The sequence below is a fragment of the Castellaniella sp. genome, from assembly GCF_049650445.1.
Classification (GTDB): domain Bacteria; phylum Pseudomonadota; class Gammaproteobacteria; order Burkholderiales; family Burkholderiaceae_B; genus Castellaniella.
The window spans coordinates 27,728-39,440 of sequence record NZ_JBASAD010000034.1 but is presented as its reverse complement, the minus strand read 5'-3'; the positions used below and the strand labels follow the sequence as shown (position 1 = coordinate 39,440).

The 11,713-nt window shown below is 64.4% G+C and carries 12 protein-coding genes and 2 tRNA genes; 6 read left to right on the top strand and 8 right to left on the bottom strand.

The genetic code is table 11. From position 1 onward, the window contains the following. Positions 1-19 precede the first annotated feature (19 nt). The 3 genes from WA983_RS11640 to WA983_RS11630 all read right to left on the bottom strand — a co-directional run bounded on the left by WA983_RS11640 (position 20) and on the right by WA983_RS11630 (position 3,497). Positions 20-892, bottom strand: coding sequence for a transporter (locus tag WA983_RS11640; RefSeq protein ID WP_424249736.1), 873 nt, complete (start codon positions 890-892; stop codon positions 20-22). Positions 893-960: 68 nt separating this feature from the next. Then, positions 961-2,454, bottom strand: coding sequence for an aldehyde dehydrogenase family protein (locus tag WA983_RS11635; RefSeq protein WP_424249734.1), 1,494 nt, complete (start codon positions 2,452-2,454; stop codon positions 961-963). A 128-nt stretch (positions 2,455-2,582) separates the two neighbouring features. Beyond that, complete coding sequence (locus tag WA983_RS11630) at positions 2,583-3,497, bottom strand: LysR substrate-binding domain-containing protein (RefSeq protein ID WP_424249732.1); 915 nt, start codon at positions 3,495-3,497, stop codon at positions 2,583-2,585. A gap of 216 nt (positions 3,498-3,713) precedes the next feature. On the opposite strand from WA983_RS11630, the gene WA983_RS11625 reads away from it, so the two are divergent. Together WA983_RS11625 and WA983_RS11620 are read left to right on the top strand one after the other, a co-directional pair. Continuing rightward, complete coding sequence (locus WA983_RS11625) at positions 3,714-4,088, top strand: DUF4148 domain-containing protein (RefSeq protein WP_424249730.1); 375 nt, start codon at positions 3,714-3,716, stop codon at positions 4,086-4,088. A 115-nt stretch (positions 4,089-4,203) separates the two neighbouring features. Next, positions 4,204-4,890: a tRNA-uridine aminocarboxypropyltransferase gene (locus tag WA983_RS11620; protein ID WP_424249728.1), complete on the top strand. Its 687-nt coding sequence runs from the start codon at positions 4,204-4,206 to the stop codon at positions 4,888-4,890. 31 nt (positions 4,891-4,921) lie between these two features. On the opposite strand, the gene WA983_RS11615 is transcribed toward WA983_RS11620, so the two are convergent. The 4 genes from WA983_RS11615 to WA983_RS11600 form a co-directional block, all read right to left on the bottom strand. Continuing rightward, positions 4,922-4,996: transfer RNA gene (locus WA983_RS11615), tRNA-Val, on the bottom strand. Positions 4,997-5,092: 96 nt separating this feature from the next. After that, positions 5,093-5,836 (bottom strand): DNA polymerase III subunit epsilon, encoded by a 744-nt coding sequence (dnaQ, locus tag WA983_RS11610; protein ID WP_424250478.1) that lies wholly within the window; start codon positions 5,834-5,836, stop codon positions 5,093-5,095. Between the two features lie 43 nt (positions 5,837-5,879). Then, the gene (gene rnhA, locus WA983_RS11605; protein ID WP_424250476.1) at positions 5,880-6,335 is read right to left on the bottom strand and encodes a ribonuclease HI; all 456 of its coding nucleotides are present in this window, start codon (positions 6,333-6,335) and stop codon (positions 5,880-5,882) included. Further along, on the bottom strand, positions 6,328-7,098 hold the full coding sequence (locus WA983_RS11600; RefSeq protein WP_424250474.1) for a class I SAM-dependent methyltransferase: 771 nt from the start codon (positions 7,096-7,098) through the stop codon (positions 6,328-6,330). The genes rnhA and WA983_RS11600 overlap by 8 nt, the downstream gene beginning before the upstream one ends. A gap of 15 nt (positions 7,099-7,113) precedes the next feature. Between WA983_RS11600 and gloB the strand changes: the two genes are divergently transcribed. From gloB to WA983_RS11580, 4 genes are all read left to right on the top strand, one after another. Then, entirely contained in the window at positions 7,114-7,923 is an 810-nt protein-coding gene (gene gloB / locus WA983_RS11595; protein WP_424250472.1) for a hydroxyacylglutathione hydrolase, read from the top strand. 111 nt (positions 7,924-8,034) lie between these two features. Then, positions 8,035-9,438: a transglycosylase SLT domain-containing protein gene (locus tag WA983_RS11590; protein ID WP_424250470.1), complete on the top strand. Its 1,404-nt coding sequence runs from the start codon at positions 8,035-8,037 to the stop codon at positions 9,436-9,438. Positions 9,439-9,558: 120 nt separating this feature from the next. Then, positions 9,559-10,341 (top strand): enoyl-ACP reductase FabI, encoded by a 783-nt coding sequence (fabI, locus tag WA983_RS11585; protein WP_424250468.1) that lies wholly within the window; start codon positions 9,559-9,561, stop codon positions 10,339-10,341. A 90-nt stretch (positions 10,342-10,431) separates the two neighbouring features. Beyond that, the gene (locus WA983_RS11580; RefSeq protein ID WP_424250467.1) at positions 10,432-11,505 is read left to right on the top strand and encodes a diguanylate cyclase domain-containing protein; all 1,074 of its coding nucleotides are present in this window, start codon (positions 10,432-10,434) and stop codon (positions 11,503-11,505) included. Positions 11,506-11,570: 65 nt separating this feature from the next. On the opposite strand, the gene WA983_RS11575 is transcribed toward WA983_RS11580, so the two are convergent. After that, positions 11,571-11,661: transfer RNA gene (locus WA983_RS11575), tRNA-Ser, on the bottom strand. Between the last annotated feature and the right edge of the window lie 52 nt (positions 11,662-11,713).

The following is an 11,713-nucleotide window of genomic DNA, read 5'->3' as shown; positions in this document are numbered from 1 at the left end:
TGAGTCTCCTGGGTCCAGCCTAGAAGGCATAGACATAACGCATCTGCACACCGCGCATGCGCGGGCCGTTTTCGACCTTCAGGTCGTGGATGTACTGCAGTTGCACTTGGTTGGCGTCATTGATCTGGTGGGTGATCTCGAAGGCCAGCTGGTGGTTCCTGGCGCTGGATACCGTCTCGACCCCGTCGACTTTTTCGCGACCGCCCGTTTCGTAGCGGTAGCGCATGCCCACGTAGGTGCTTTCGGTGATGTTGGTCGACGCCAGCGCCATCAGACGGATGGCCGGCGCCTTCTTGAGCGTGCCGCCGTAGTAATTGGTGTTGTCACCGAAGAACTCGAATTCGGCCACAGCCTCGAGGAAGGTCGATTCGCCGATTCCCTGCACGAAGGCGAAGTCCTGGAGCGTCGTCCAGCGGTTTTTCCCCGGCGAAGCATCGGCGTGGTTGCTGTGATATTTGCCTGTGGGTACCGTGATGAAGGGCTCCCAGGCGAACCAGGTCTTGCTGGCTTCATTGTTGATGAACCAGACCGCTGCGCCCAGTTGGGCATCGCCCACGCCGGTGACACGGTCGTCGGGCGCGCCGCTGACCCCGATCGTGGTGCGCATGGCGGGCAGGATCAGTTCGTACTGGACGGTCTTGCCCATGATCTCGCTGAAATACATGGGGCGCAGGACCATGCCCCGCACGTCCACCGTGGGCCCGTCATCGATCTGGTTCCCACGGTCATAGAAACCATGGGAATTCAGGCCGAGCAGGTAAGCCGCGAACACACTGGTGCCCGGCGGCGCCGGAATCCAGTCTCGCGCGCTGGGATCCCCCGCATGGGCGGAACCCGCTGCCACCAAAGCTGCAGCCAGCGCAAGCCGGCGCATCGTACGCATCATCGTCATGCATGTCTCCTCGTGGCCGGCTTCCAAGCCGGCTCTGTTGGAATGAAAAAACCGCTGAAACCCAATCGTCAGACAGCGCCTGGATAGGCGATGCAAACCGACTTGGTCTCGATGTAGTTGTCGATCACGGCGCGGCCATGCTCGCGCCCGACCCCGGACTGCTTGTAGCCGCCGAACGGCATGCTCGGGTCCAGCATGTTGTGCGTGTTGACCCAGACCGTGCCGGCCTGGATGCGCGGCACCAGGCGATGCACGCGGCCCAAGTCGTTGCTCCAGATGCTGGCCCCCAGACCAAAGCGCGTGTCATTGGCCAGGGCCACGGCCTGGTCCTCGTCGCGGAACCGTGCCGCCACGACGACGGGGCCGAAGATTTCCTCGCGCACGATCGTGGCATCGGGCGCTGCGCCGTCGAATACCGTCGGCCGCACGAAATAGCCCGGGCCATCCCAGGCCTGTCCACCCGCCACCACGCGCGCGCCCGAGGTGCGCCCGGCCGCGATGAAGTCGGAAACCCGCTGGCGATGACGGGCCGACACCATGGGGCCGATCTGCGTGTCCGGATCGAAGCCGGAGCCGATCTTGAGGCTGTTTGCAACGGCCGCCAGGCCTTCCAGCACCTGGTCGTAGATGCCTTCCTGGACGAACAGCCGCGAACCGGCCGTGCACACCTGGCCCTGGTTGAAAAAAATGGCCCCGGCCGCGCCCTGGATCGCCTGATCGATGGGGCAATCATCCATGATCACGACCGGCGACTTGCCGCCCAGTTCGAGCGAGATCCGTTTCATGTCGTCCAGTGCGGCATGACCGATGAGCTTGCCGACTTCGGTGGACCCGGTGAAGGAAATCTTGTTGACGCCGGGATGGGCGACGAGCGCCGCACCGGTCGTCTCGCCCCGGCCCGTGATCACATTGATCACCCCAGGCGGGAAACCGACTTCGAGTGCGAGTTCCGCCAGCCGGATGGCCGTCAGCGGGGTTTCCTCGGCCGGCTTGAGCACGACCGTGCAGCCCGCCGCCACGGCAGGCGCAATTTTCCAGACCGCCATCAGCAGCGGAAAATTCCAGGGCACGATCGCGGCGACGACCCCCACCGGCTCCGCCCGGGTATGCGCGTGATACTGCACACCCGGCGGGAACGGAATCGACAGGTTCAGGGTTTCGCCCGTGATCTTGGTCGCCCAGCCCGCCATGTAGCGCAGCCATTGCGCGCTGGCGCCGACTTCGAGCATCTGGGACAAGCCCAGCAGCTTGCCGTTGTTCAGCGTCTCGAGGCGCGACAGAGACTCGCCCTCGGCCTCGACGCGATCCGCCAGCGCCAGCAGCAGGCGCTCGCGGCCCGCCGGCGTCATGGTGCGCCAGGCGGAAGATTCGAAGGCACGGCGCGCGGCGCGCACCGCCTGATCCACCTGGGCGGGACTGGCCTCGACCTGATGGGCGATGATGTCGCCGGTGGCCGGGTCATAGACGGGCAGGCGGCCTTCCCCCTGGGCGCAAGGCTTGCCGTCGATGATCATGTGTTCTCGAATGGCGGCCTGCTCGGGGCGCGGATCCGTCGCGATCATGTCTACCTCTTCTTCGCATTGATTTAGGCGAAGAATACCTGCGACCGCCCACCGCCAATTGTCCCGCCGTGCACAGAAAGATGTCACGCCGTGCACGCCCGACCTCAGGAGGCCGCTTCCGCAAGAGTCTAGACCTGCGCCGCCTCGGCCGCGCCCGACAGAATGTCCACATCCGCGAGCCGTTCCTTGACGAAGTCGATGAAGACCCGCGCCCGAGCCGGCATCATCCGCGACGGAAACAAGGCCACCATGGGGACGGGCGCAAAAGACCAGCCCGGCAATACCCGGATCAGACCGCCGCCCTTCATGTCCTGAATGGACAAGGGCACGATACCCATGCCCGCCTCACCCATGCGGCGCAGCATCAACACCTGGTTCAAGGCGATCCGCCCCCTGACCCGAACCCGCTGTTCCTGGTTGTCCCCGGAAAACAGCGTCCAGATGGAATCCACCCGCTCGGCGGTGGCGCGCAGGCACTCATGACGCGCCAGGTCCGCCGGACTGGCAGGGGCTCCCTGCGCGTCCAGGTATTCCCGGGACGCGTACAGCCCCAGGACCAGCGTGCCGAGCCGCCGCGACACGATCCCGGAAGCGGGCGGCTCGCCCACCCGGATCACCACATCGTAGGGGTCCGACTGCAGATTGATCCGGCGGATGCTGAGGTCGTACTCGCATTCGATCTCCGGGTAGCGCAGCGAGAATTCCCGCAAGGCGTTCGAGAGCAGGGACATGGCCAGCGTGGACGGCATCGACACTTTCAGGCGTCCGCGCGGATTGCTGGTCTCGTCCATGAGCACTTCATGGGCGATGCGCGCTTCTTCCACGATGTGCTGACAGCGCGCAAAATACGCCGCGCCCGCCTCGGTCAGACTCACCTTGCGGGTGGAGCGGTTCAGCAAGCGCACGCCAATGGATTTTTCCAGCGCCGAGATCCGCCGGGAAATCGTGGACGCCGGCATGTCCAGCGCCTCGCCTGCGCGGGTAAAACCTTGGCTGCGCGCCACCTCGACAAACAGCTCGATATCGTTCAATGAAGGAGACATGACTTCTTTCCTGGGCAAGATTCGGCCCGAGCGTGACATTGTCCCGCATTCCCACCCCGATTGCCTTCACAAATGGAAAACTGAATTCGCATTCAGCCTGTTTATCGCACAACAGCGGCAGTGCAGAATACGTTTCATAGGAGCAGGACATAGCGCGCAAAACGGAAAGCCCGCAGCGCCCTGCCTCATTTATCCATCTGATTGAAGGAAACCATCATGAAAGTCACCGCCACTCTTGCCGCCCTCTCGCTCGGTCTCGCCTCTGCCGGCCTGGCTCAGGCCGCCGATCTGTCTCGCGCCGAAGTCGTCCAGCAACTGCACGCAGCCCAAGCCCAGGGCATCGTGACCCTCGGCGAACAAGGCAACTACCCGATCGAAAGCACGCCCAGTACCCTGAGCCGCGCGGAAGTGGTCAACGCCCTGCGCCTGGCCCAAGCCCAGGGCCAGGTCGAGTTCGGTGAACACACCCAATATCCCCAGATCCAGCACGAAGGCGCGTCCAAGACCCGCACCCAGGTCCTGAGCGAATTGGCCACCGCACGCACCGACGGCGCAGTGATCATCAGCGACAACGAGCAGTATCCGCTGTAATCCTCGTATCCTTGTCCATCCTGCCCCCGCCCGCCGCGCCATGCGGCGCGCGGGGGATGACGGGACGGGAAGGCCCCCCGATCGCCTGGTAGAGAGTCTGGTAAAAAGGCTGCTTATGCCATCCCGCCCGCGATCGTCTCGACCTCATTGCACCCGTTGCCTCAGGCCCCTGACACATTGCCTGTGCGCTCATGTCACGATCGTGCCCAACCGTACGCGCGTACTGATTCTGCAGCACCCTGATGAACAAAGGCACCCACTGAACACGGGGCGACTGGCGGTACTGGGCCTGCAGCAGGCTGAACTGCTGATCGGCGAATGCTTTCCACAACTCGACGACATCATCGCCACGGCGCCATCGGTATTCGTGCTGTTCCCGACACAGAATCCGACCCTGCCGCGGCCGCTGGGTGCTGCCCATGAAAAATCGGCCGCCCTGCTGATCGTGCCCGATGGCACTTGGCGTAAAGCGCGCAAGATCATGCAGGCCAACCCCGTATTAGGCACCCTGCCCCATTTGAGTCTGCCCGTGGGCGCCCCCTCTCGCTACCGGATACGCCAGACTCAGGAACCCGCAGCCGTTTCCACCATCGAAGCCATCGTGCGCACACTGACCGTGCTGGAGCCTGAAAGCGACTTTCAGCCGGTATTGAAGCCATTTGAAGTCTTGATCGATCAACAGATCCAGGCCATGGGGCCGGACGTCTACAGGCGTAACTACCGTGGGGCCCCGAAGGGGAGCAATGACGCGCAGTCCGACGCTCAAGCGACTGGCATAAAGAACAAAAGCCATATCAGCTAAATGCATGATATGGCTCTGTGCTCTGGAATTCTGGTGGGCGGTACTGGGTTCGAACCAGTGACCCCTGCCGTGTGAAGGCAGTGCTCTACCACTGAGCTAACCGCCCAATCGCGCTGTTCAGGATCCGCGTGAAACGCACGGGACCAGCCGACTGGAAAGACGGCAATTATACATAGTTTTGACAGGCGGCGCAGAGCCCGCCTCAGACCACCGTCGCGTCCGTCTCGGGAGGATTGTCGATCTGCCGCCACAGGCAAGGCTTGCCGCCCGCCTTGTCCAGGCCATCCAGATAGGCTTCGTGCGCCTGCATGGCCTGGGCATCGACCTGGATGACTGCCAGACCGGAAGCATCGAAACGCCCCTGAGTTCCAGCCGCACCGGCGCCGGAACCGGTGGCTGAATCGTCGGCGCCCTCATCCAGCAGGGAATCCTGTCCGCGCGTCATGGCCAGCCAGACTTCGCCCAGCAACTCCGAGTCCAGCAAGGCGCCGTGCAGGGTCCGGTGCGCGTTGGAAATGCCGAAGCGTTCGCACAGCGCATCCAGATTGTTGCGCTTGCCCGGGAACATTTCGCGCGCCACCATCAGCGAATCGGTGACCTTGCCGCACAGTTCTGTGAAGGGCGGCAGCTTGGCGCGGCGCAGTTCGGCGTTCAGGAACTTCACGTCGAAGGCCGCGTTGTGGATGATGACCTCGGCGTCGCGCACGAAATCCACCAGTTGCTGGGCGACCTCCGGAAAGCGCGGCTTATCTGACAGGAAATCGGTCGTCAGGCCGTGGACCCGCAGCGCCTCGGGATCGCTGTCGCGGTCCGGGTTCATATACAGGTGCAGATGTCGTTTGGTGACCTGCCGGTTGAGGATCTCGACGCAGGCCATTTCCACCACGCGGTGGCCCTGCTCGGGCTCCAGGCCCGTGGTTTCCGTATCCAGAACGATTTGACGCATGAGATTCCTTGCCAGCCCGCCAGGACCGGCCATATCGCGAGCTTCAGGAGGCGCGGACGCCCTGCGGGTCCTCGACGCCAAGATTGGCCAGGGCATCCGCCCGTTCGTTGCCGGGGTCGCCGGCATGGCCCTTGACCCACCGCCAGTGTAATTCATGCCCGGAGGCCAGCTCGTCCAGGATCTGCCACAGGTCGGCGTTCTTTACCGGCTTCTTGTCCGCCGTGCGCCAGTCACGCCGCTTCCAGTTGGGCAGCCACTCGGTCATGCCCTTTTGCACGTAGGAAGAATCGGTGTGTACCGTCACGACGCAGCGCCGCTTGAGCGCCCGCAGTGCCTGGATCACCGCCATCAGTTCCATCCGATTGTTGGTCGTGTCCGGTTCTCCGCCATGCAGCGATTTTTCGTGCGGTCCCTGGCGCAGCAATACGCCCCACCCGCCCGGACCGGGATTGCCCTTGCAGGCGCCGTCGGTCCAGGCGTCCACTCTGGGTTCAGCCATGATGATCCTCATTGATTCGGTTGGCGACGGGCGCCACGGCGCCCCGGCGCTCGCGGCGGCGGCGCGGCTTGCGCCATGCCGGTCCGATCAGACGCATGCCCGACACCCGCTTGACCGCTGCGATCGCATACACGGCGCCGCCAGCGGGCCACCAGCGGTCGCCCGCATGTTCCATGAAACGCCAGCGATGCAGCCAGGCCTGGGTCGTGCACAGGGGCGTATAACAGCCGAAACGCCCCCGGTCCAGTTCGAAGGACAGCAGCTTGAACCAGTCTTTCAGGCGGGCGGGCGACACCTGGGACGGCACCGGCACCGGCAGGCGCAATTCCAGGCCCGGCAGGGACTCCCGCAGACCCCACAGGCTGTAGGGATTGAAACCGGTCAGCACCACCCGGCCCTCGGGCATCAGGACGCGCTCGGCCTCGCGCAGGGTCTGGTGCGGGTCTGCGCACCATTCCAGGGTGTGCGGCATCACCAGCAAGTCGATGCTTTGTGTGTCGAAGGGCAGTTGTTCGGGTTCGCAGACCAGGCGCCCGGCCCGCGTGCCAAAAGGTGCGCTGGAACTATGCGCCCAGGCCTTGTAGGGAATGCGGTTGGCCTGCAGCAGGTTCCAGTGCGGCAGCCCGATTTGTATGGCATGATAGCCAAACGTATTGCCGACCATGGCATCGACCTGGCGCTGCTCCCAGGCGCGCACGTACTGCCCCGCCGGGGTTTCCAGCCATTCAGCCAACTCGATCGGCAGTTCGCGCTGCGATGCCACTATGACTCCCTAGACATGAACACGTCCGCCCCCATCCAGGCCGCGCCGGCCGTCCTGACGCCCATCCCGGCCCTGTCGGACAACTACATCTGGATGGTACAGAAAAACGGCCACGCGATCGTCGTGGACCCCGGCGAACCCGGCCCCGTCGAATCTCTGCTGCGCGACGGGCTGATCCTGGAAGCCATCCTGATCACGCACCATCACGGCGACCACGTCGGCGGGGTGCGTGCATTACAACAGCGAACCGGGGCGCGCGTCTACGGGCCGCGCCACGAAAACATCCCGCTGTGCGACGTGCCCCTGGCCGAAGGCGACACGGTGGACCTGCCCGGCGCGGGGCTGCGCTTCAAGGTGCTGGACATCCCCGGCCATACGGCGGGCCACATCGCCTACACCGGCTTGCTGGAACCCGGCCGGCCCGTGGTCTTCTGCGGCGACACGCTGTTCGCGGCCGGTTGCGGCCGGCTGTTCGAAGGCACCCCGGCCCAGATGCTCGACTCCCTGGACAAGCTCGCCAGCCTGCCGCCTGACACCCTGGTGTGCTGCGCCCACGAATACACGGCCTCCAACATCCGCTGGGCCTTGCAGGTCGAACCCGATAACGCCGCCTTGCAGCAGCGCGCACTGGACGTGACGCATCTGCGGGCTCAGGGCCAGCCCACCCTGCCCTCCACGATCGGCCTGGAACTGGAAACCAATCCGTTCCTGCACAGCAGCCAGCCAGCCGTCCGCGCGGCCGCTGCCCGACAAACCGGGGCTTCCCTGGACACGCCTCAGGCCGTTTTTGCCGCGTTGCGCCAATGGAAAAACGACTTCCGCTAAAGGCTGGCCTGACAGGACGAGTCCGGCAATTTCTCACGTATTCCGCACAAACATGTGATTCCCTGGGTAAAATCGGGAAATTCGCGCCTTGAAATTCCCAATGATCCACCCATGAAAATCCTGCGACTTCTCCTGCCGCTGATCCTGGTGGTGCTGGCCGGTTGTGCCACTCGCCATCAAACGGCCGATCAGCGCCAGGCCTATGACGCGGAAGACACCTCGCGTACCGTTGACCTGACCCATCCGCCCCGCGACATGTGGGACCGCATTCGACGTGGTTTCGCCATCCCCAATCTGCGCAACGAGCGGGTCGACTACTGGACGGACTACTACGCCTCGCACCCGCAATCGGTGCTGCTCATGAGCCAGCGGGCGGGCAAGTACCTGTACTACATCGTCGACGAGCTGAACCGGCGCGGCCTGCCCACCGAACTGGCGCTGCTGCCCTTCGTCGAATCCGCCTACAACCCCAACGCCCTGTCGCGGTCCCAGGCCTCCGGCCTGTGGCAGTTCATTCCCAGCACCGGACAGCACTACAAACTGGAACAGAACTGGTGGCGCGACCAGCGGCGCGACCCGGTCGCATCCACCCAGGCGGCGCTGGACTACCTGAGTTACCTGTACGATTTCCAGGGCGATTGGTATCTGGCGCTGGCCTCGTACAACTGGGGCGAAGGCGCCGTGAAACGCGCCATGGACAAGGCCGCCAACGCCGGCAAGCCCACCGGCTACACGGCCCTGGACATGCCTGACGAGACCCGCAACTACGTGCCCAAGCTCCAGGCCATCAAGAACATCATCGCTCGCCCGGACAAATTCGGCATCACCCTGCCCGGCGTCAGCAACACCCCGTACTTCACCACGGTGCACAAGTCGCGCGACATGGACATCGCCGTGGCCGCCGCCCTGGCGGAAATGCCGCTGGAAGACTTCCAGGCCCTGAACCCCTCGTACAACCGGCCCGTCATGCTGGCCGCGCACAACCCGGCGCTGCACCTGCCGCTGGACAAGGTCGGCGTCTTCAACGACAACCTGGAATCCTATACGGGCAGCCTGTCGTCCTGGCAGGTCGTCCACCCGCAAAAGGGCCAGTCCCTGGCCAGCATCGCCAAAACGCACGGCATCACGCTGGACCAATTGCGCCAGGCCAACAGACTGGGCCCGAAGCAGACCCGCGCCACCGTCGCCACCCTGCTGATCCCCGCCCGGAAAGCCCCCGCAGGCGGCCTCATGCTGGCGTCCTACGCCCCCCCCGGCGCGGAACCGGCGGCCGAACCCAGGACGATCCGGCGTGTCGAAGTCCCAGCCCGGGCGTCTGCCAAGCAGAACACGCAGGACCTCCGGCCCAAGCCCGTCGTCCGCACGCATACGATCCGCCAGGGCGACACCCTGTATTCGCTGGCGCGGCGCTACAACACATCGGTGGACGCGCTGCGCAAACTCAACAACCTGAAGAGCTCCTCCCTGTCCACCGGCCAGCGCCTGCGCGTCCCGGGGACCGAGGTGCAAGGATAAGGCGGGACACGGAACAGTCCCCTGCGGACTGTTCCGTGCCTGACGAATCCGAGCCGCTTGCAAGCGGCAAGGTAGAGAGTTCTTCGCTTCTAATTGAACCCTTCTAGACTGGACACAACCATGGGCTTTCTGAACGGCAAACGCATCCTGATCACCGGCGTACTCTCGAATCGATCCATCGCCTACGGCATCGCGCACGCCTGTCGCGCCCAAGGCGCCGAACTGGCGCTCACCTATGTCGGCGAACGCTTTGAAGGCCGCGTGCGCGGCTTCGCCGAAGAGCTGGGCAGCAGCATCGTCATCCCTTGCGACGTCGCCGACGATGCCCAGATCGAGGCCACCTTCACCTCGCTGCGCGAACACTGGGATGGCCTGGACGGCCTGGTGCACTCCATCGGCTTCGCTCCCCGCGACGCCCTGGAAGGCGACTTCCTGGACGGCATGACGCGCGAGAACTTCCGCATCGCCCACGACATCTCCGCCTACAGCTTCCCCGCCCTGGCCAAGGCCGCGATGCCCATGCTGGAAGGCCGCAACGGCTCGGTCCTGACCCTGAGCTACCTGGGCGCTGAAAAAGCCATCCCCAACTACAACATGATGGGCCTGGCCAAGGCGTCCCTGGAAGCCAGCGTGCGCTACCTGGCCAAGTCCATGGGCAAAAAGGGCCTGCGCGCCAACGGCATTTCCGCCGGTCCGATCAAGACCCTGGCCGCCAGCGGCATCCGCGACTTCTCCAACATGCTGAAGTACGTCGAGTCGCAATCGCCGCTGGGCCGCAACGTCACCATCGAGGACGTTGGCAACGCCGCGTCCTTCCTGCTGTCGGACCTGGCCGCCGGCATCACCGGCGAAATCCTGCACGTGGACTGCGGGTTCTCCAATACCGTGCCGGGCATGGACTGATCTCCGGTGTCGGGCCCCGGGCGTGAGGCAGATTGCTTCCGCCCGCCGTTGCGCCCAGGATGTGATCTATCCGTATCCGTGGAAACCGTCATGAACGACGATGCCGACATTCACTCCACCTCCCGCCCGCTGCCCGAGTCGGCCACGCTGCTGAGCCGTATTTCCGAATCCGTGACCGAGGCCCGCAGCCTGGAAGACCTCACGCGACCGTTCCTGGAAATGCTGGAGGAAGCGACAGGGCTGGAATCCACCTACCTGACGACCATCGATCTTGACGCGGGCACGCAGCACGTACTGTACGCGCACAATACCAGGACGATGCAGATCCCCGAAAATCTGACGGTGGCCTGGCAGGACACGTTGTGCAAACGTGCACTGGACGAGGACAGGCCGTTCAGCGACGCCGTCGGCGAACACTGGGGCGATTCCCAGGCGGCGGCCGCGCTGGGCATCCAGACCTATGTCAGCACACCCATCTATGCGGGCGAAGGCATGCTGTTCGGCACCCTGTGCGCGGCCAGTTCCAGCCGCCGCCAGATCGACGAGCAGGCGCGCCGCCTGCTGAAACTGTTCGCCCGTCTGATCGGCAACCAGGCCGAACGCGAGCGGCTGCTGACACACTTGCTGAACGCCAATGCCCAGCTCTCGACCCTGGCGGCCACCGATGCGCTGACCCGGCTGCCGAATCGCCACGTTCTCCTGGATCTTTTGCAACGCCAGCTTGCACAGGCCGATCGCCAGGATACGACCGTCCTGGTCGGCTTCCTGGATCTCGACGGATTCAAGGACATCAACGACCGCTACGGGCACGCGACCGGAGACCGGTTCCTGAAGGACATGGCCGATCGGCTGCGGCAGGCACTGCGCGCCCAGGACATCGTGGCCCGGTATGGAGGCGACGAATTCACCGTCATCGGTCCCGGACCCGCGCCCGGCGCGGATCCGGAGGCAGCGCTGAAAGCCTTCATCGACCGCATCACCGACGCCACGACGGGCGAATTTTCCTATCCGCAAACGACGATCCACTACGCGGGCGCAAGCGTCGGCGGCATCATCGTATTACCGCGCACGCTGGACGCCGCCACCGCCCTGGAGCAGGCCGATCAGGCCATGTATCAAGTCAAGCTGACGCGGCGTGCAGCCCGAAGCAGGGTTCAGGGCTAGGCGACCAACCCGGACGCCCCATGAAAAAGCCCCCGACTCTTCCGGAATCGGGGGCTTTTGTATCCTGGCGGACAGAGGGGGATTCGAACCCCCGATACGCTATTCACGTATACACGCTTTCCAGGCGTGCGCCTTCAACCACTCGGCCACCTGTCCTGCACGTCTGCACGCCATAGCGGCAGACGAAGTCCGCTATTCTAGCAGAATA

What these genes read in the sequence shown, in the direction of transcription:
- rnhA (WP_424250476.1), bottom strand. Translation starts at nt 6,335, where the DNA reads ATGGCTGAACCCAGAGTGGACGCCTGGACCGACGGCGCCTGCAAGGGC.
- fabI (WP_424250468.1), top strand. Translation starts at nt 9,559, where the DNA reads ATGGGCTTTCTGAACGGCAAACGCATCCTGATCACCGGCGTACTCTCG.
- WA983_RS11620 (WP_424249728.1), top strand. Translation starts at nt 4,204, where the DNA reads ATGCCATCCCGCCCGCGATCGTCTCGACCTCATTGCACCCGTTGCCTC.
- WA983_RS11630 (WP_424249732.1), bottom strand. Translation starts at nt 3,497, where the DNA reads ATGTCTCCTTCATTGAACGATATCGAGCTGTTTGTCGAGGTGGCGCGC.
- WA983_RS11635 (WP_424249734.1), bottom strand. Translation starts at nt 2,454, where the DNA reads ATGATCGCGACGGATCCGCGCCCCGAGCAGGCCGCCATTCGAGAACAC.
- WA983_RS11580 (WP_424250467.1), top strand. Translation starts at nt 10,432, where the DNA reads ATGAACGACGATGCCGACATTCACTCCACCTCCCGCCCGCTGCCCGAG.
- dnaQ (WP_424250478.1), bottom strand. Translation starts at nt 5,836, where the DNA reads ATGCGTCAAATCGTTCTGGATACGGAAACCACGGGCCTGGAGCCCGAG.
- WA983_RS11640 (WP_424249736.1), bottom strand. Translation starts at nt 892, where the DNA reads ATGACGATGATGCGTACGATGCGCCGGCTTGCGCTGGCTGCAGCTTTG.
- WA983_RS11590 (WP_424250470.1), top strand. Translation starts at nt 8,035, where the DNA reads ATGAAAATCCTGCGACTTCTCCTGCCGCTGATCCTGGTGGTGCTGGCC.
- WA983_RS11625 (WP_424249730.1), top strand. Translation starts at nt 3,714, where the DNA reads ATGAAAGTCACCGCCACTCTTGCCGCCCTCTCGCTCGGTCTCGCCTCT.
- gloB (WP_424250472.1), top strand. Translation starts at nt 7,114, where the DNA reads ATGAACACGTCCGCCCCCATCCAGGCCGCGCCGGCCGTCCTGACGCCC.